Source organism: Sphingomonas psychrotolerans (genome assembly GCF_002796605.1).
GTDB classification, from domain to species: domain Bacteria; phylum Pseudomonadota; class Alphaproteobacteria; order Sphingomonadales; family Sphingomonadaceae; genus Sphingomonas; species Sphingomonas psychrotolerans.
The window spans coordinates 901,479-920,019 of sequence record NZ_CP024923.1; the positions used below are offsets into that span (position 1 = coordinate 901,479).

Here is an 18,541-nt window from a genome sequence, read left to right on the forward strand (position 1 = left end):
TCCGCAACTGGGCTTCTGGCAGAAGCCTGGCTACCGCGCACTCAATCCACGACCCGAACCGGATCCCCCGCCCGGATCAGCCCGGGCCGGGCCGGGGTGGCATAGACCCCGTAGGCGTTGCCGAACTGCTGCGCGACGGTGCGCAGGACGCGGACGTCCTTGGCGGCGGTGTCGGGATCGATCGTGATCAGCACGCAGCGCGGGATCGGATCGGCCATCTGCACCACCGCGCCGTCAGCATCGTTGCCGAAAGCGAGCCGCAGCCCCTGCCATTCGTTCACCGCCAGCTCGCTCTCGATCACTACATTGGCGCGGAACCGCCGCGGGTCGAGCGCACAGCCGTGCGCCGCCTCAATGCGCGCGTGGCTCGCAGTGGTGGCCAGCGAGATCGGCATGGAATCATAGATGCCACGCGCGACCTGGAGCAGCCCCACCGGCTCGCCCGCCGCCGCCTCGAGATGGGCGTGGAGCAGCGGATCGTGGAGCGAGATCGCCGCGCCGTCGGGCGTCTCGATCAGCACCGCCGAGGTCTTCGGCGCCCCCGGATCGGCGAAACTTGCACGGTGGAGCAGCATCGCCGGCACTTCGCGCGCGGTCAGCCACGGGAAGCGCGTTCCGTTGGCTTTCCGGACGAACGCATATTGCCGGTCGCCTTCGATCCCCTGCCAGTCGATTTCGGCCACGCCCAGCTGTTCGCCGGCCATCGACTTGACGGGATAGCGGTTGAGTGCCGCGACATGGCCGACGATGCGAGTCACTGCCGGCGCGCTATCGGGCAACGCCGTTCACCGCAACCCGCCGGCGTGACAGCCGCAGCGGGATCGGGCAGAGCGCGGGCATGATCCATCTCACGCGCGACGGTCCGGTCGCGACCATCGCTCTGGCGCGCGCGGAAGCGAAGAACGCGCTCCCTATCGCTGCATGGCAGGCGCTCGCCGTCGCCGCGCGCGAGGTCGGCGATGCCCGGGCCGTGGTCCTCCGGTCCGACGTGCCCGGTATCTTCTCCGCCGGTGCCGATGTTCGCGAATTCGAGACATTGGTGAGCGATCCTGCCCTTCGTGCTTCCTTTCGTATCGCCATGCGCGATGCGATCGAGGCGATCACCGCTTTGCCCATGCCGGTGATCAGCGCGATCGATGGCGGCTGCTTCGGCGCCGCGGTCGCGCTGATCCTTGCCGCCGACATCCGCGTCGCGGGTAATCACGCCGAGTTCGCCACGCCGCCGGCGCGGCTTGGCCTCGGCTATCCGCAAGAGGATGTCGCGCGGCTGGCCGCGCAAGTGGGGAAGGGTATGGCCTCGCTGATGCTGTTTACCGGCGACCGCCTCGTCCCCGACGAAGCCAAGCGCATCGGCCTGGTCGAGCTGCGTGCCAAAAACGCAATCGAGACGGCGACGGCGCTCGCCTCGGCGATCGCCGGCAACGCACCTGAAGCGGTCCGCTTGCTCAAGCGCACGATCCGGGGCGGGGAGGGGCTCGATCAGGCCTTCGATGCCGCGTTCGGAGGTTCCGAATTCGCCGAAGGCCTCGCTGCGTTCCGCGAACGTCGCAAGCCGCTTTATCGATGAAGGCGCCCGCCGAGATCATCGAGGGAGATCGGCAGGATATCCTGTTGCTTTGCGATCATGCCTCCAATGCGGTGCCGGCCGATGTGGATCTTGGGATCGACCCGGGCCTGCTCGATCTCCACATCGCGGTCGATATCGGTGCCGGCCCGCTCACCCGCAGCCTCGCCGCCCGCCTGGACGCACCGGCGGTCCTCGCCAGCGTCTCACGGCTGGTGATCGACCTCCATCGCGAGCCCGACCATGTCGGGCTGATCCCGCATCGTAGCGACGGTCACCTGATCCCAGGCAATGACCGCGGTGACCGTGCGGCGCGAATCGCCCGCTTCCACGCGCCGTATCACCGACTCTTGGCATGCCGCATCCGGGCGCAGCGGCCCGGCCTGATCCTCTCGATCCACAGCTTCACGCCGTGCCTCGAACATGGCGGCACCGACCGGCCGTGGCAGGTTGGCGTGCTCTACAATCGCGATGCCCGGGCCGCGCGCCCGGCGATCGACTTCTTACGCGCTTGCGGCCTCGTCACCGGCGACAACGAACCCTATTCGGGTCGCCTGCTCAACGCCACGCTCAACCGCCATGCGGAGGCGAATGGCATTCCCTCGATCGCGATTGAAGTGCGCAACGACCTCATCCACGACGCCGCCGGCGTCGAACGATGGAGCCACACCTTATCCGAACTGGCAAATTCTTTGCGCAATAGTCTTGCGCGAAACATGGCTCCCGCGACATAGGCTTGCGCATCATGACCCAACGATTCGACAAATCCCGCCTCCCCAGCCGCCACGTCTCCGTCGGACCCGAGCGCGCCCCGCACCGCAGCTATTATTATGCGATGGGCATCCCCGAAGAGGATATCGCCAAGCCCTTCGTGGGGGTGGCGAGTGCCGGCAACGACAGCGCGCCTTGCAACACCACACTCGATTTCCAGGCCGATGCCGCGCGCGAGGGCGTGATCGCCAATGGCGGCATGCCGCGCCGCTTCAACACGATCACCGTCACCGACGGCATCGCGATGGGCCATCAGGGAATGAAGTCCTCGCTGGTCAGCCGCGAAGTGATCGCCGATTCGGTCGAGCTCAGCGTCCGCGGCCATTGCTACGACGCACTCGTCGCCTTTGCCGGCTGCGACAAGTCGCTCCCCGGCATGATGATGGCGATGCTCCGGCTCAACGTGCCCTCGATCTTCGTCTATGGCGGCTCGATCCTGCCGGGCCGCTTCCACGACCGCGACGTCACTGTCGTCGACGTGTTCGAGGCAGTGGGCAAGTTCGCCGCCGGCAATTGCCCGCTCCACGAGCTGACCGCGCTCGAAAAAGTCGCATGCCCGGGCCATGGCGCCTGCGGCGGCCAGTTCACTGCCAACACCATGGCTTGCGTCGGCGAGGCGATCGGCCTGTCGCTGCCCAATTCGAACATGGTGCCGGCGCCCTATCAGTCGCGCGAGCAGATCGCGGTCGCCGCGGGCCACCAGGTGATGAACCTGCTCGAGCTGAACCTGCGTCCCCGTGACATCTGCACGCGCGAAGCCTTCATCAACGCCGCGCGCGTCGTCGCCGCGACCGGTGGATCGACCAACGCCGCGCTGCATCTGCCCGCCATGGCGAGCGAAGCGGGCATCGAATTCGATCTACATGATGTTGCTGAGGCTTTTAAATCAACTCCTTACATTGCCGACCTGAAACCGGGTGGCAAGTATGTTGCCAAGGACATGCACGAGGCCGGCGGCGTCTATATGCTGATGAAGACGATGCTCGCGGGCGGCTTCCTCAATGGCAATTGCCTGACGGTGACCGGCAAGACGCTGGGCGAGAACATCGATCAGGTGACATGGAACCCCGACCAGAAGGTCATCTATGACGTCAAGACGCCGCTTTCGCCCACCGGCGGGGTGGTCGGCCTGCGCGGCACCTTGGCGCCCGAAGGCGCGATCGTGAAGGTCGCCGGCATGCACCGCCTCCAGTTCACCGGCCCGGCGCGCGTCTTCGATTGCGAGGAAGACGCGTTCGAGGCGGTCGAGCATCGCAAGATCGAGGAAGGCGAAGTCATCATCATCCGCTACGAGGGCCCCAAGGGCGGTCCCGGCATGCGCGAGATGCTCTCGACCACCGCGGCGCTCTACGGTCTCGGCATGGGCGAGAAGGTCGCGCTGATCACCGACGGGCGCTTCTCGGGCGCCACTCGCGGCTTCTGCATCGGCCATGTCGGCCCCGAGGCCGCCGAGGGCGGCCCGATCGCGCTGGTCGAGAATGGCGACACCATCCGCATCGACGCCGAAGCGGGAACAATCGACCTCGACGTGCCCGAGGATGTGCTCGCCGAACGCCGCGCGAACTGGCAGCCGCGGGTCAACGATTACCAGGCGGGCGCGCTGTGGCGCTATTCCCGTACCGTCGGCCCTGCCTATAAGGGTGCGGTAACGCACCCGGGAGCCAGCGCCGAACGCCATGTCTACGCGGATATCTGACCAGCATTCCCTCCCTCTGAATGGGAGGGGCAAGGGGTGGGTTTAGCGGCTGTGGCGGCTCGATGCCGCCGCGGGCGCTTTTCTCGCTCCGCTCATGGCGAGCGCGCTGCGCTCGCACCCACCCCCATCCCCTCCTTTTCAGGGAGGGGGGTGCTTGGGGCGCTGGCTGTTGCGCTATCTCTCGCGGGATGTGGGGCTCAGCCCATCGCAAATTCGACCGAGCCGGCGCAGACCTCCAGTCAGTCTGCCGCCACGCGTCAGCCCGAAACCTCCAAAATCGCCTGTGCCGCCCCCGGCGCCACCGAATTCGCCCTCGCCTGCACCCTCGACCGCACCGAAACCCCGAAGGACGTCATCCTCACCCTCCGCCATCCCGACGGCGCCTTTCATCGCCTCCAGATCACTCGCGACGGCCGCGGCGTGATCGCTGCCGACGGCGCCGAACCAGCAAAAGTGACGCCGCTCGGGCCAATTGGATCGAGGTGGAATTGGGCGGCGCCCGCTATCGCCTGCCCGCTACGGTCCGTGGGCAGGCACCGCAATGATCCCCTCGGGCGCTCCGATCGTCACAGCCGCGGAAATGCGCGCGGCCGAGCAAGCCGTGTTCGCCAGCGGCGTCTCGCAGGATTCACTGATGGAGCGGGCAGGGGCCGCAGTCGCGCGCGAGACTGCGCGCTTCGCGACAGGCCGCCCGATCCTCATTCTTGCGGGGCCAGGCAACAATGGCGGCGACTCCTATGTCGCCGCGCGCCTCCTGCAGAACGCGGGGCATGACGTCAGCCTCGTCGCCACCGGTGCGCCCGCACCCGGTGCCGCCGAGCGGATGCACGCTTTGTGGCACGGCCCGACCAGCTCGCTCTACGCCGCACGCCCACGCCCGGTGCTGGTCGACGGCCTGTTCGGCACCGGCATGACGCGCCCGCTCGAGCGCGGCCTCGCGGCGGTGTTCGCCGATCTGTGCAAACAGGCCGAGTTCACGCTGGCGATCGATCTGCCCTCGGGGATCCACGCCGATACCGGCGCCGATCTTGGCGCGCCGCGCGGGATCGACGTCACGCTTGCGCTCGGCGCGCTCAAGCCCGGGCATTTGCTCGACATCGGCCTCGAGCGGTGCGGCAGGGTCTTGCTCGCCGATATCGATATCCCGGTGCACACCCGGTGGCGAACCGTCACACGGCCCCGGATCGACACGCCCGGCGCACACAGCCACAAATATAGCCGCGGCCTCGTCGCGGTGATCGAGGGTGCCATGCCCGGCGCCGCGCGCCTCGCCGCGCGTGCCGCGATGGCCGGCGGCGCGGGCTATGTCGTGCTCGCCGGAGATCGTCCGTGGGGTGAGGGACCCGATGCCCTCGTCCGCCGCGAAGTGCGCACAGCCGAGGATTTGAGCGAATTCCTCGGCTGGGACCGCATCGACGCGATCGTGCTCGGACCCGGCCTCGGCCGCGATCGCCGCGCCGAGGCGTATCTCCGCGCCGCTTTCGCCGCCCCCAAGCCCTTGATCCTCGACGGTGACGCGCTGACCCTGCTCGGCACCGACGCCGCACGCTGGCTCGAGACTCGCGCCGCGCCGACCTGGATCACGCCGCATTCGGGAGAGTTCGACCGGATGTTTGCCGGCGTGGGCAGCAAGATCGATCGGACGCTCGCCGCCGCCGCCGAAGCGCGCGCGACGATCGTTCACAAGGGCGCCGACACCGTGATCGCCGCACCCAAGGGCGAGGTTCGCCTTCTCGCCCACGGATCGCGGTGGCTCTCCACCGCGGGCACCGGCGACGTGCTTGCCGGGCTGCTTGCCGCGCAGGTGGTGCAAAGCGGGAAGGGGGTGGCGCCTGCCGAAGCCGCCGTCTGGCTTCACGCCCGTGCCGCGCAACTTGCGGGACCGGCACTGATCGCCGATGAGCTGATCGGACATATTCCCGGGGCGATTTCAGAATGTCTGTGAACGACGACAAGGTTCTCCGCGTCGCGGCGCGTGGCGAAGGCGTCACCGGCGACGGCCGCCATGTCGCCTTCGCCGCGCCGGGCGACCGTATCACGCCGGAAAACGCGGTGATCCCCGGGCCGCACCACCAGACGCCGCCGTGCAAGCATTTCCCAGAGTGCGGTGGCTGTCAGCTCCAGCACCTCGACGACGCCAGTTGGTCGCAGTTCATCACCGATCGGGTGACGAGCGCGCTCGCGGCGCAGGGCCTCGCGGCCGAGATCCGCGCACCCTTGCTCTCGCCTCCCAACACGCGCCGCCGGGCGACGCTCCATGCCGAGCGCCGCGGCCGGCAGGTCCGGCTCGGCTTCACCCGGCAGAACAGCCACGAGCTGATCGACCTCGAGGAATGCTGGATCCTCGCGCCCGAACTGTTCGCCTTGGTCGCGCCGCTCCGCGGCATGCTCGCCGCGTTGATCCCGGGCACGCGCCGGATCAACGTCCATCTCGCGCGGACCGATCAAGGTCCCGACGTGTTGATTGATGGGCTCGAAGCCGAGGGCCTCGCCGCCGCCGAGGCGCTGAGCGCCTTCTCGCATCGCCACCATCTCGCCCGCCTGTCGATCGACGAAGGCTTCGGCCCGGGCGCGCGCTACGAGCCCGAGCCGGTCACCGTGACGCTGAGCGGAGTCCCCGTGCCGCTCCCGCCCGGCAACTTCCTCCAGGCCACGCCCGAGGGTGAGGCGGCCTTGGTCGCCGCAGTGCAGGAGATCGCCGGCGGTGCGAGAACGGTCGCCGATCTGTTCGCCGGCCTCGGTACCTTCACTTTCGCCTTCCCCAAGGCCAAGGTCTATGCCGCCGAAGCTGCCCGCGACCCGATCATGGCATTGAAGGCCGCGGTCGGGCTGGCGGGGCGCACGGTGTTCGCCGATCATCGCGACTTGTTCCGCCGCCCGGTGACGGCGAGCGACCTCTCCAATTTCGACGCGGTGGTTCTCGATCCCCCGCGTGCGGGCGCGCGCGAGCAGGTTGTCGAGATCGCCGCTTCCAAGGCGCCTATTGTGGCGTATGTATCCTGTAATCCCAGCACTTTCGCACGCGATGCTGAAACCCTATCTCAGGCCGGTTATCGCCTCGACTGGGTCCAACCGGTCGGTCAGTTCCGCTGGTCGACCCATGTCGAGCTCGCCGCGAAATTCAGCCGTCAGGGATAATCCGCGCGCACGAAGAACAGACCGTCGGGCGGGGCATTGAGCCCGAGCCGGGCCCGGTCCCGCGCTTCGAGCGCATCGCGCAGATCCGCGGCGCGCCACTTCCCCTGACCCACCAGCCCGAGGCAGCCGACCATCGAGCGCACCTGATGGTGGAGGAACGAGCGCGCTGAGGCATGCACCAGCAACCGATCGCCTTCGCGCGTGACATCGAGCCGATCGAGCGTCTTGACCGGGCTCGCGGACTGGCAATGCGCCGAGCGGAAGGTGGTGAAGTCGTGCCGCCCGACCAGCAATTGCGCCGCCGCATGCATCGCCGCGGCGTCGAGTTCGGCCGGGATCCGCCACGCCAGCCCCTTTTCCCAGGTCAGAGGCGCGCGTCGGCAGACGATGCGATATTCGTAATGCCGCGCCAAGCACGAGAAGCGCGCATGCCAGTCGTCGGCCACCGCCACGCAATCGAGCACCGCTACGGGATGGGGCCGCAGCCGTGCGTTGAGCGCCTCCATCAGCCGAAAGGGGCCGATATCGCGCGCAATATCGAGGTGCGCACGCATGCCCAGCCCGTGTACCCCCGCATCGGTGCGCCCCGCCGCGTGGACTACTGCCTTCTCGCCGATGATCGCGAACGCCGCGTCCTCGATCGCCTGCTGGACGCTCGGGCCATGATCCTGCCGCTGCCAGCCCATGAAAGGCCGGCCGTCATATTCCACGGTGAGCGCGAACCGCGTCAAAGCCGGGTGCCTTCTGGAATCGCGAAGCCGCGCAGCAACTCGGCTGACGTCATGACGCCACGCCCCGCGCGCTGGACGAGGACGGGGCGGATCGCGCCTTCGCCACAGGCGATCGTCAGGCGATCGTCGCGCACCGTCCCGGGTTCGCCGCTTTCTGTGATCGCCTCGGCCGCATGCACCCGCACGCGTTCGCCGTGCACTTCGAAAAAGGCCCCCGGCGCCGGGTTAAACGCGCGCACCTGCCGCTCGACTTGCTCGGCCGTCTGCGAGAAATCGAGCCGTGCCTCGGCCTTGTCGATCTTGGCGGCATAAGTGACGCCGTCCACCGGCTGCGGCACTGCCGGATAACGGTCGGTATCGCCGAGCACCTCGACCATCAGCCGCGCCCCCATCGCGCTCAATTCGGCGGTCAGTTCCCCCGCCGTCTTGCCAAGGATCGGGGTCCGCCCCTCGAGCCGCACCGGGCCGGTATCGAGCCCCGCCTCCATCTGCATGATCCCCACGCCGGTCTCGGCATCGCCGGCGAGGATCGCGCGCTGGATCGGCGCCGCGCCGCGCCAGCGCGGCAGCAGCGAGCCATGGACGTTGAGGCAACCCAGCCGCGGCGCCGCGAGCACCGGCAGCGGCAGGATCAGCCCATAAGCGGCGACCACGGCGACATCGGCGCCCCATGCCGCAAAGTCGGCCTGTGCTCGCGGCTCGCGCAGGCTGAGCGGCGTTCGCACTGCGATCCCCAGCGTTTCGGCCCGCGCATGGACCGGGGAGGGGGCGACCTTGCCCCGGTTTCCGCGCCGCGGCGGCTGGCTGTAGGCTGCAACCACGTCGTGCCCCGCCTCGGCCAGAGCGTCGAGCACCGGGACGGCGAAGTCGGGGGTTCCCATGAAGATGATCCGCATGGACTGCCCTTATCAAATCGTCATCCCCGCGATAGCCAGGATGACGGAATTTGCTTCTTCGAACGCCGGCGCTATCTCTCCCTGATGGCTTCCCCAGAAATCGAGGCATTGACTCAGGCACTCTCCCGCCTGCCCGGACTCGGCCCGCGCTCGGCGCGGCGGGCGGTGCTCCATTTGCTCAAGAAACGCGAGACCGCGCTCGACCCCTTGCTCTCGGCGCTGACCACAGTCAGCCGGCGGCTCAGCACCTGCGGGATCTGCGGCAATGTCGACACCAGCGATCCGTGCGCGGTCTGCGCCGATCCGCGCCGCGACACGCGATCGCTCTGCGTCGTCGAGGATGTCGCCGATCTCTGGGCGCTCGATCGCGCGCGGCTGTTCCCGGGCAAGTTCCATGTCCTCGGCGGCCGGCTCTCGGCGCTCGAAGGCATTCGCCCCGAGGATCTGCGCGTCGACAGCCTCGTTCGCCGCGTCGCCGCGGGCGGAGTGGACGAAGTCGTGCTTGCGATGAACGCCACGCTCGACGGCCAGACCACCGCGCATTATCTCGCCGAGCGCCTCGAGACCTATCCGATCCGCATCACCCAGCTCGCCCACGGCCTGCCCGTCGGCGGCGAACTCGACTATCTCGACGAAGGCACCCTTGCCCAGGCCCTCCGTGCACGCCGACCGATTGCCTGAAGCGATAAAACCAAAATGACCTCCGACGCTTGCGACCAAAGCGCCATCCGACTATTTTAGGCCAATGGCCATTCTACCCATCATCGAAGTTCCCGATCCGCGCCTGCGCCTTCTCTCCGAGCCCGTTGAGCAGGTGAACGACGAACTGCGCGATCTGATCGCCGACATGTTCGATACGATGTACGACGCCCCTGGCATCGGCCTCGCCGCGATCCAGGTCGGGATACCCAAACGCGTCATCGTCATGGACCTGCAGGAGGAGGAAGATGAGGAGGGCAAGCCGATCCGCGCGCCGCGCGTCTTCATCAACCCCGAGATCTTCGACCCCGCCGAGGAGCAGTCGGTCTATACCGAAGGCTGTCTGTCGATCCCCGAGCAGTTTGCAGACGTCGAACGCCCCGCGCGCTGCCGGGTCAAGTGGCTCGACGAACAGGGCGCGGCGCATGACGAGATATTCGAAGGACTGCTCGCCACCTGCATTCAGCACGAGATGGACCATCTCGAGGGAATCGTCTTCATCGACCATCTATCGCGCCTCAAGCGCGACATGATCCTCAAGAAGCTCGCCAAGGCCCGCAAAGCCGCGGCCTGACGCCACTCCCACGCTAACCGTCGCTCGGGCAGGCGGCCGGGTGACGACTATTGCTCTCGACTCGCTCTCCGGCTAAGTTCGCTTTCTGTTCCGGGAGGCATGGTTGGACTCGCTCGCACTCATCGTGATCGTCGTAGCGCTGCTCGGCGGCCTCGGCCTGGGCTGGTTCCTCGGCACCCGCGGAATCGCCGAAGCCCGCGCCGAGCGCGACAGGCGCGAAGCTGACTTCAAGGCGGCAATCTCCGACCTCGTCGTCGCCGAGGAGCGGGCCAGCCAATTGCCCGCGCTGCGCGACGAGAACGCGGCGCTGCGCGACGAACGCGACGAGGCCCGCCTGCAGCTCACCGAGCTTCGCACCAGGGCCGAAGCCTTTGAGGAGCGGCTGGCCGAGTTCAAAGATGCGCGTGAAGCAATGGCAGGCCAGTTCCGCGAGGTGGCCAGCAATATGCTCGGGGAAACCCAGAAGGCGTTCCTCGAACGCGCCGAGGCCCGCTTCACGCAATCCGGCGAGCAGAACGAAGTAAAGATGAAGGCACTGCTCCAGCCGGTCGAGTCGACTCTCAAGCGCTATGAGGAGGGCCTCCAGCGCGTCGAGAAGGATCGCAACGACAGCTATGGCGTGCTGCGCGAGGCAATCACCGAAGTGAAGGCCCAGCTGGGCGAGACGCGCACCGAGACCGCCAAGCTGGTCAATGCGCTGCGTGCGGCGCCCAAGACCCGCGGTCGCTGGGGCGAGCAGCAATTCCGCAACCTGATCGAGATCGCCGGACTCTCGGGCCATGTCGATTTCGCCGCCGAGGTTTCGATCACGACCGAGGACGGCACGCTCCGCCCCGACTTCATCATCCGCCTGCCGGGCGATCAGCAGCTCATAGTCGATGTGAAGTGTGTCTTGGATGCCTATCTAACTGCAGCGGAAAGTACGTCATCGGAGGAGCGGCAGGCGGCCTTGGTGGCGCATGCCAGGGCGGTGCGCAATCATGCCGATGCGTTGTCGCGGAAGGCCTATTGGGCGCAGTTCGAAAAGGCGCCCGATTTCGTCATCATGTACATTCCCGGCGACAATTTCCTGTCGAGCGCGCTCGAGGTCGACATGGAATTGTGGGAGCGCGCTGCGCGGAACCGCGTGATCATCGTCGGCCCCTCCGGCTTCCTGCCGCTCGCGCGCACCGTCGCGGCGATGTGGCGGCAGCAGAAGCTCACCGAGGATGCGCGCGAAGTCGGAAAGCTCGGCAAGGAGATGTACGAGCGCCTCGCCACCGCTGCGACGCATCTCAAGCGCGTAGGCGGCGGGCTCAACAGCGCGGTCGACAATTACAACAAGTTCGTCTCGAGTTTCGAGGGCCGGGTGATGGTCTCGGCGCGGCGCTTCCAGGCGCTCAACGTCGATACCGGCAACGCCACGCTCGACAGTATCGACAGCGTCGACGTGGTGGCCAAGGCGCCCGTGGTCGAGCTGCTCCCCGCGGCCGGTCCGGCCCCGGAGGCGTCCGAGGCACAGGCGGCCGAATAACGCCCGCTGTCGCGATACCGTCACGCGACGCTGCCGCCGCCCTATCTCAAGCGGATATGGCGGTATCGCCAGACAGCGAACACTTCCGCATCTACCACCAGTTTGTCACCGATCCGCACGGGCTGGTGCGCGAGATGCTCGATCCCTTGTGAAGATCGACACTTGCTTGTGCGCGTCAGGCCGATAGCTTCCTCCCCTGAACGGGGAGTTCGCCATGATTCGAATGCACTGTCTCGCGCCGCTGGCACTGATCGTGGTGAGCCCGGCATGGGCGCAGTCGCTGCCGCCCGCGCCGCCAGCCTCGCAGGACGCCCAGCCGTCGCCGGAGGAAGTGGCGCGCGACGCGAAGCTCGGTGCGGCGATCCAGGCGGTCGAGGCCGGCAAGGCCGCCGAGGCGACCGCGATCCTCGAGCCGCTGCTCGCCGAATATGAGAAGCTCTATGCCGGCGAGAAGCGCAAGATCTACTGCGCACACAATCCGGCGCAGGCGCTATTCTATATAGCGGGGGCGAGTGCCGCCAAGCAGGACGCGATCGCGATCGATCCGGGCTGGTGCACCGCTTTATGGGGACGCGGCTTCGCGCTGATCGATCTCGGTCAGATCGATGCCGCGGTCCCGTTCCTCGAGCGTGCCGTCGCGCTGTCGCCGTCGCATGCGCATTATCTGTCCGAGCTGGGCTATGCCTATCAGGCGCAGAAGAAGTGGCAGCTCTCCCACGATCTGTATTCCCGCGCAGCCGCGGCGGCCGAAGGGGAGCAGGGCGACCAGCGCAAGCGCTCGCTGCGCCGCGCCTGGTTCGGCATGGGCTATGACCTGATCGAACTCGGCCGGCTCGACGAGGCCGAAAAGCTGTTGAACCGGTGCCTAGAGCTCTTTCCCGACGATCAGAAGATCAAGAACGAGCTCAAGTATATTCGCGATCAGCGGGCGAAGAAGAGCTGAACCGCCTCAGCGCCTGCGTTCGGGCGTCAGCGTCATCGTCCGGCCCGCGGCATTGGTGAGTACCAGCTTGCCCGCTCGATTGCGGCTCACCGTCAGCTTCTCGGCGAACAGGCCGAGGATCGCCGATTCCTGGACGTTCTTGACCCGCTCGGTGCACGCCATGCGCGTGGTCGCCAGCGCGCCCGCGCTTAGCCGGCCGCGTACGAAGCCGTAGCTGCCGTTGAAGCGGTTGCAGCTGGCATTGCCCGAGATGTGCCCGTCGCGGAAAGTGACGCTTGGCGCGGTCCCGCGCGCCACCGGCCGGCCCGACAGCGCCTCGATGCGCCACGCGCCCTCGATCGCGCTGCCGCGATCCGCCGGATCGGTCACGTCGCCGCCGCAGCCCTGATAGGTCCGCCCGTCTACCTTCACCGTCACGGTGTCCGAATAGCTGCGGTCGCTCATCCCGTCGGTGCAGAGCTTGTGGACGGTATTTACGTTGATCCGCCGCGTCTGCCACATCTCGCCGGCGAAGCCGTGGATCACCCGCGGCGTCTTTACGGTTACCGTCCGGCGGCCCGGCGCTTCGAAGCGCATCGTTCGCGCGGCGATCGTGAGGGACCAGAACGGCTCGGTGCCACTCGCTTGATACGGCCTGGCGGTCTGTGCCTGTGCGGGCAGGGCGGCGATGAGCAGGCCGGCGGTGGCGATGATTTTCAGGCGCATTGATGAACTCCTTGTCGGGCCGCTTTTCCATCGCGCCGCTGAACGCTTCATGGCCGTAACGATATCCGTGCGTTCAGGTTTCACTGGGACTGGAAATGTAGGATTGCCGTGCAAACCGTGAACTTAGCCGCCCCGAACCCTGTCCAGCACCTCATAGGCCATCACGGCAGTAGCCACTGCGGCGTTGAGGCTATCGGCCTTGCCGAGCATCGGAATCTTGACCAGCAGGTCGCATTCCGCGGCCATGAAGTCGGGCATGCCCTGCGCTTCGTTGCCGGTGAGCAGGAAAACCGGGGCGGCATAGGCCGGCGCTTTGTAGTCATGCTCGGTGTCGAGGCTGAGACCGACCAATTGGCCGGGGCCGGAGCGGAGCCATGGCACGAACGCGTCCCAGCTCGCTTTTGCGACAGGCACGGTGAAAAGCGCGCCCATGCTCGCACGGACGGCCTCGACCGAGAACGGATCGACGCAGTCGTCGAGCAGGATCAGCCCGCCCGCGCCGACTGCGTCGCCGGTGCGCAGGATGGTGCCGAGATTGCCGGGATCGCGCAGCCGCTCGGCGACCAGCCAGATCGGCGCGCGGCTGCGGTCGAGCTGGTCGAGCGTCAGCGCGAATTCGGGATAGACGCCGACGACCGCGCCGGGATTGTCCTTGCCCGAAAGCTTGGAGAGGATGTCGGCATTGGTCTCGATCGCTTCGCCGCCGGCCGCCTCGGTGGCCTCCACCAGCGCGCGGACCAGAGGATGGTTCGCCATGTCCCGGGCGAAGAACAGGAATTGCGGCAGCCGTCCCGCCTCGCGCGCCTCGGTCAGGATGCGCAGCCCTTCGGCGAGGAACAGCCCTTCCTCGCGCCGATGCTTCTTGTCGCGCAGGTTGCGGACACGTTTGATCAGGGGATTGGAAAAGGCGGTTATCTCGCGAGGCATGGCGGGTGCGTAGCGGCTAATGTGCTCCTGCGAAAGCAGCCGAACGGTCACTCTTCGCCGAAGCGCGCCTCGACGAGTGCGGCCAGTGCCTCCACAGCCTCGTGCGCCCCGTCGCCCTCGGCGCTGATCGTGATCGTGTCGCCCTTGGCGGCACCGAGCATCATCAGGTCGAGGATCGACGTGCCCGAGGCACTGGCGCCGTCCTTTTCGACGGTGAGCTCGACCGGCTGGCTCGTCGCGAGCGTGACGAATGCCATGCTCGCCCGCGCATGCAGGCCCCGGCGATTCTCGATCTGGACGGTACGCGTCGCCTGACTCACGCGGCGGCCTCTCCCAGAACCTCGGACGCCACGGTGATGTATTTCCGCCCGGCATCACGCGCGGCGGCGACTGCCTCGGTAACCTTCATTGCTTTGCGCGCGCTGCCCAGCCGGATCAGCATCGGCAGATTGATGCCGGCGATCACTTCGATCCGCCCCGTTTCCATCAGCGAAATGGCGAGGTTGGAGGGCGTGCCGCCGAACAGATCGCTCAACACGATGACGCCGCCGCCTTCGTCGACGCGTGCGATCGCCGCGGCGATGTCCGCGCGGCGGGCTTCCATGTCGTCGTCGGGACCGATGGAGATCGGTTCGATCCGCTCCTGCTTGCCCACCACATGTTCCATCGCGACCACGAACTCCTCGGCGAGTCGGCCGTGAGTCACGAGCACCAAACCAATCATCTCAAACTCCGCCCCCTGATATGGTCACCGGGGCCCCCTCCAGCGAGTCCTGCGGCGCGGTCTGTAAATCGCGGTGGGTCACCGTGGGCGAAAATCCCTCCTCACGCAACCGCCGCGCCATCCGCTCGGCGACGTGGACCGAGCGATGGCGGCCCCCAGTACACCCGAATGCGGCGGTAACATATGCCTTTCCTTCGGCCTGGTATCGCGGCAGCAGGAGGAGGAGCAACGCTTCGATCTGCGCCATCGCCTGTCCATAAGCGGGATCGTCGGCGATATAGGTAGAGACGTCGACGTGCTGGCCCGTCCCGGGACGCAACGCCTCCACCCAATGCGGATTGCGCAGGAAACGCATGTCGAACACGAGGTCGGCGTCGCGCGGCAGCCCGCGCGCAAAACCGAAGGAGGTGATGGTGAGCACCGTTCGCCCCAGACCGTCGCCCGAGAAGGTCGAGCGGATCTGCTGCTGCAGCTCGTTCGAGGAGAGGTCGGTGGTGTCGATCAGCCGGTTCGACCAGCGTCGGAGTGGCATCAGCAATTCGCGCTCGCGGGCGATGCCGTCGCTGGCAGGGCGATCTTGCGCCAGCGGGTGGCGCCGCCGCGTCTCCGAATAGCGCCGCTCGAGCTCGGCGCCCGCGCATTCGAGGAACAGCGTGCCGACCTCGTGCCCTTCCTGCTCGCTGAGTTTCTTGACACGTTGGACGATGCTCTCGGCGTCGAAGCCGCGGGTCTGGGTGCCGATGCCGAGCGCGAGCGGCCGGTCGTCGTCGCCATCGGCGCCTTCGCCAGGCGGTGTGTCGAGCAGTCGGTGGAGCAGGAGCAGGGGAAGATTGTCGACGGTCTCCCAGCCGAGATCCTCAAGCGTCCGAAGCGCGGTCGATTTGCCCGCCCCCGACATGCCGGTGACGAGCAGGATCTGTCTCGGCCGCCTTCGGCTCACCGTGCCGCCTGTTTGAGCGCGAGTTCGACCTTGATCGGCGCCGACGGCTCGAGCGCAGCCAGCGCGAGCACGGGCACGTTCACACCAGCGATCCGCCGCGTTCGCGGATCCTCCGGAAAGCGGGGCGGGGCATCGAGGATCACGATCAACAGTTCCACCGGAACGCGCTCTACGTTGGGCATCTCGATAATGCCCAGCCCGCGCACTTCGATCCGCCCTGCAAGATGCGTCGGCGCACAGGCGATCAGCGCACCCTCTTGTCGCTGGCAGATCACCTGGCCGTCGGCGACAAGTGCCGCGCCGCGGTCGATCAGCCGGAGCGCGAGATCGGACTTGCCCTCGCCTGAGCGGCCCTCGATCAACACCGCGCGGCTGCCGATCGCGACGCAGGTGCCATGGACTGTCTCCGAAGAAACCTCTGAAAGCCGGATCTCAGGCATCAGTCGCACTCCGCCAGTGGCAGTCGTACCACGAACCGGGCCCCACTCAATCGATCCTCGCGCGTTTCCACTGAAATGCTCCCCTGATGGCCTTCGACGATGGTGCGTGCGATGGCAAGGCCTAGCCCCGAATGCTGACCAAAGGCTTCACTCTGGGGTCGCACCGAGTGAAATCGCCGGAAGATCGAGTCGCGCGCCGCCTCGGGCACGCCCGGCCCCTCGTCCTCCATCCGCACCACCAGCATCTCGCCGTCGCGCGTCGCCGAGATCGTGACGAGCCCGCCTTCGGGCGAGAAAGACAGGGCGTTCTCGATCAGATTTTCGAAGACGCGCTCCAGCCGCGACCCTTCGCCGAGTACCGTGAGCGACAGATCCGGACGACGATCGAACAGGATGCGGATGCCGTTCGGCAGCCCCCGCGTGGCACGCTGCTCGAGCAATGCCGCGATCATTGCACCCACGTCGATCGGCTCGAACGTCGCGCGGCTGAGTTGGGCATCGAGCCGTGACGCGTCGGAGATGTCGGTGATCAGTCGGTCGAGCCGATGCACATCGTCGCGCACGATCGCGAGCAACTGCTCCTGCAACTGCGGATCCTTGACTTTCGACAAGCCCTCCACGGCCGAACGCAGCGAAGCGAGGGGGTTCTTGAGTTCATGCGTTACGTCGGCAGCGAAGCTTTCGGTGGCGTCGATCCGCGCGCGCAACGCCTGGCTCATGTCCGAGATCGCGCGCGCCAGCATGCCGATTTCGTCGCTGCGCTCGGGCAGCCGCGGGACAATGACTTCGCGGGCGCGTCCGAGCCGAACGCGCACCGCCGCGCGGGCGAGCCGGCGCAGCGGGCGCACGATCGTCCGGGCGAGGAACAGCGAGAGCAGGATCGACAGCAGGCTGACGATCGCGAGCACCACGCTCAACCGGAAGCGCTCCAGCCGCACGGTCTGTGTGATGTCGCGCGCATTGACCGTGGTCATCACCACGCCGAGCTGGGTGATCGGCGCCGCAGCAGTGATCACCGGGGTGCGATCGGGCGCACGCCAAACCGTCGCGGGCGTGCCGTGGGTCTCGCGCGCGGTCCGTACGTCGGGCCAATCGAGCCCTCGATCGCGCCGGCGCTCGCGGTAGAGCGGCGCGCGGTCGGCTCCGGCGACGGTGTCGATGACGGCGTCGAGGAAGCGCGCGGTCGACTGGTTGAATGGATCCTTGTCGGGATCGCGCAGCACGAGATTGCGCAGCCCCAGATCATGGCTGTCGGTGATCAGCTTGCCGCTCTCGTCATAGAGGCGGATCCGCGTGCCGGTATCGCGGGCGAGGCTGAGTACGAGCAGATCGCGCCGCTCGGGCGTGGCCGAGGCGATCGCCTGCGCGATCAGCCGGACCTCCCCGCGCGCCTGCGCCACCCGGCTGTCGACGATCCGGCTGCGATAGGAATCGAGATAGAAGAAGCCGCTGCCGAGCAAGGCCAGCGCGAAGATGTTGACCGCGAGAATCCTCGGCGTGAGGCTGACGCGGTTCGACCATTTGAGCGCAAGGTCGCGCTCGTTATTCGTCCGAGAAGCGATAACCGGCGCCATACAGCGTTTCGATAGCATCGAATTCCGGGTCGACCTGCCGGAATTTGCGCCGCACGCGTTTGATGTGGCTGTCTATGGTGCGGTCGTCGACGTAGATGTCGTCCTGATAGGCGGCATCCATCAGCTGGTTGCGCGTTTTGACGATTCCGGGGCGCTGGGCGAGCGTTTCGAGGATCAGGAATTCGGTGACGGTCAGCGTGACGTTGGTGCCGCCCCAGGTGACGCGGTGGCGCGCGGGATCCATCGTCAGCCGGCCGCGCTCGAGGATCTCCGCCGGCGCCTGCTCGCCGCCGTCGGTGCTCGGCTGGGCCGCTTCGGTGCGCCGCAGGATCGCGCGAATGCGGGCGATCAGCAGCCGCTGGCTGAACGGCTTGGCAATATAATCATCGGCGCCCATCGCCAGCCCTAACGCCTCGTCGAGCTCGTCATCCTTGCTGGTGAGGAAGATCACCGGGATCGCGCTCTTCTCGCGCAGCCGCCGCAGCAGTTCGAGCCCGTCCATCTTTGGCATCTTGATGTCGAGCACCGCCAGATCGGGCGGGTTCTCGATCAGCGCCTTCAACGCGCTTTCGCCGTCCGAATAGACGCGCGTGAGGAACCCCTCGGTCTGGAGCGCGATCGAAACCGAGGTCAGGATGTTGCGGTCGTCATCGACCAGCGCGATCGTCGCGGTCATTCCGGGCAGCGTGCGTGGCTTTGAAGCATC

20 protein-coding genes are annotated in these 18,541 nt (G+C 67.2%); 9 read left to right on the top strand and 11 right to left on the bottom strand.

Going from position 1 to position 18,541, the window contains the following annotated elements; genetic code table 11:
- Positions 1-41: 41 nt before the first annotated feature.
- A complete protein-coding gene (locus CVN68_RS03890) occupies positions 42-758 on the bottom strand; it encodes an MOSC domain-containing protein (RefSeq protein ID WP_100281037.1) in 717 nt (238 codons plus the stop codon).
- 80 nt (positions 759-838) lie between these two features.
- On the opposite strand from CVN68_RS03890, the gene CVN68_RS03895 reads away from it, so the two are divergent.
- The 5 genes from CVN68_RS03895 to CVN68_RS03920 all read left to right on the top strand — a co-directional run bounded on the left by CVN68_RS03895 (position 839) and on the right by CVN68_RS03920 (position 7,169).
- Complete coding sequence (locus CVN68_RS03895) at positions 839-1,567, top strand: enoyl-CoA hydratase/isomerase family protein (protein ID WP_100281038.1); 729 nt, start codon at positions 839-841, stop codon at positions 1,565-1,567.
- Positions 1,564-2,298: an N-formylglutamate amidohydrolase gene (locus CVN68_RS03900; protein ID WP_100281039.1), complete on the top strand. Its 735-nt coding sequence runs from the start codon at positions 1,564-1,566 to the stop codon at positions 2,296-2,298. Before CVN68_RS03895 ends, CVN68_RS03900 begins: the two co-directional genes overlap by 4 nt.
- 11 nt (positions 2,299-2,309) lie before the next feature.
- Positions 2,310-4,031: a dihydroxy-acid dehydratase gene (gene ilvD, locus CVN68_RS03905; protein WP_100284193.1), complete on the top strand. Its 1,722-nt coding sequence runs from the start codon at positions 2,310-2,312 to the stop codon at positions 4,029-4,031.
- Between the two features lie 541 nt (positions 4,032-4,572).
- A complete protein-coding gene (locus CVN68_RS03915) occupies positions 4,573-5,976 on the top strand; it encodes an NAD(P)H-hydrate dehydratase (RefSeq protein ID WP_100281040.1) in 1,404 nt (467 codons plus the stop codon).
- Complete coding sequence (locus CVN68_RS03920) at positions 5,967-7,169, top strand: class I SAM-dependent RNA methyltransferase (RefSeq protein WP_100281041.1); 1,203 nt, start codon at positions 5,967-5,969, stop codon at positions 7,167-7,169. The genes CVN68_RS03915 and CVN68_RS03920 overlap by 10 nt, the downstream gene beginning before the upstream one ends.
- Here the strand turns inward: CVN68_RS03920 and truA are convergent.
- A complete protein-coding gene (truA, locus tag CVN68_RS03925) occupies positions 7,160-7,900 on the bottom strand; it encodes a tRNA pseudouridine(38-40) synthase TruA (protein ID WP_100281042.1) in 741 nt (246 codons plus the stop codon). The genes CVN68_RS03920 and truA overlap by 10 nt on opposite strands.
- The gene (fmt, locus tag CVN68_RS03930) at positions 7,897-8,796 is read right to left on the bottom strand and encodes a methionyl-tRNA formyltransferase (RefSeq protein WP_100281043.1); all 900 of its coding nucleotides are present in this window, start codon (positions 8,794-8,796) and stop codon (positions 7,897-7,899) included. Before fmt ends, truA begins: the two co-directional genes overlap by 4 nt.
- A gap of 84 nt (positions 8,797-8,880) precedes the next feature.
- Between fmt and recR the strand changes: the two genes are divergently transcribed.
- From recR to CVN68_RS03950, 4 genes are all read left to right on the top strand, one after another.
- Positions 8,881-9,477 (top strand): recombination mediator RecR, encoded by a 597-nt coding sequence (gene recR, locus CVN68_RS03935; RefSeq protein ID WP_100281044.1) that lies wholly within the window; start codon positions 8,881-8,883, stop codon positions 9,475-9,477.
- A 64-nt stretch (positions 9,478-9,541) separates the two neighbouring features.
- The gene (gene def, locus CVN68_RS03940; protein WP_100281045.1) at positions 9,542-10,069 is read left to right on the top strand and encodes a peptide deformylase; all 528 of its coding nucleotides are present in this window, start codon (positions 9,542-9,544) and stop codon (positions 10,067-10,069) included.
- 103 nt (positions 10,070-10,172) lie between these two features.
- The gene (rmuC, locus tag CVN68_RS03945) at positions 10,173-11,582 is read left to right on the top strand and encodes a DNA recombination protein RmuC (RefSeq protein WP_100281046.1); all 1,410 of its coding nucleotides are present in this window, start codon (positions 10,173-10,175) and stop codon (positions 11,580-11,582) included.
- Positions 11,583-11,796: 214 nt separating this feature from the next.
- On the top strand, positions 11,797-12,525 hold the full coding sequence (locus tag CVN68_RS03950; protein ID WP_100281047.1) for a tetratricopeptide repeat protein: 729 nt from the start codon (positions 11,797-11,799) through the stop codon (positions 12,523-12,525).
- 6 nt (positions 12,526-12,531) lie between these two features.
- Here CVN68_RS03950 and CVN68_RS03955 read toward each other — a convergent pair whose 3' ends face one another.
- The 8 genes from CVN68_RS03955 to CVN68_RS03990 form a co-directional block, all read right to left on the bottom strand.
- The gene (locus CVN68_RS03955; protein ID WP_158298730.1) at positions 12,532-13,230 is read right to left on the bottom strand and encodes an META domain-containing protein; all 699 of its coding nucleotides are present in this window, start codon (positions 13,228-13,230) and stop codon (positions 12,532-12,534) included.
- A 123-nt stretch (positions 13,231-13,353) separates the two neighbouring features.
- Positions 13,354-14,157 carry a TrmH family RNA methyltransferase gene (locus tag CVN68_RS03960; protein WP_100281049.1) on the bottom strand — a complete coding sequence of 268 codons (804 nt, stop codon included), beginning with the start codon at positions 14,155-14,157 and terminating at the stop codon, positions 13,354-13,356.
- A 47-nt stretch (positions 14,158-14,204) separates the two neighbouring features.
- Positions 14,205-14,477, bottom strand: coding sequence for an HPr family phosphocarrier protein (locus CVN68_RS03965; RefSeq protein WP_100281050.1), 273 nt, complete (start codon positions 14,475-14,477; stop codon positions 14,205-14,207).
- On the bottom strand, positions 14,474-14,881 hold the full coding sequence (locus CVN68_RS03970) for a PTS sugar transporter subunit IIA (protein ID WP_100281051.1): 408 nt from the start codon (positions 14,879-14,881) through the stop codon (positions 14,474-14,476). The genes CVN68_RS03965 and CVN68_RS03970 overlap by 4 nt, the downstream gene beginning before the upstream one ends.
- 1 nt (position 14,882) lies before the next feature.
- On the bottom strand, positions 14,883-15,821 hold the full coding sequence (rapZ, locus tag CVN68_RS03975; RefSeq protein WP_100281052.1) for an RNase adapter RapZ: 939 nt from the start codon (positions 15,819-15,821) through the stop codon (positions 14,883-14,885).
- Positions 15,818-16,261 carry an HPr kinase/phosphorylase gene (locus tag CVN68_RS03980; RefSeq protein ID WP_100281053.1) on the bottom strand — a complete coding sequence of 148 codons (444 nt, stop codon included), beginning with the start codon at positions 16,259-16,261 and terminating at the stop codon, positions 15,818-15,820. Before CVN68_RS03980 ends, rapZ begins: the two co-directional genes overlap by 4 nt.
- Positions 16,261-17,835 carry a sensor histidine kinase gene (locus CVN68_RS03985; RefSeq protein WP_100281054.1) on the bottom strand — a complete coding sequence of 525 codons (1,575 nt, stop codon included), beginning with the start codon at positions 17,833-17,835 and terminating at the stop codon, positions 16,261-16,263. The genes CVN68_RS03980 and CVN68_RS03985 overlap by 1 nt, the downstream gene beginning before the upstream one ends.
- Positions 17,804-18,511: a response regulator transcription factor gene (locus CVN68_RS03990; protein WP_100281055.1), complete on the bottom strand. Its 708-nt coding sequence runs from the start codon at positions 18,509-18,511 to the stop codon at positions 17,804-17,806. Before CVN68_RS03990 ends, CVN68_RS03985 begins: the two co-directional genes overlap by 32 nt.
- Positions 18,512-18,541 lie beyond the last annotated feature (30 nt).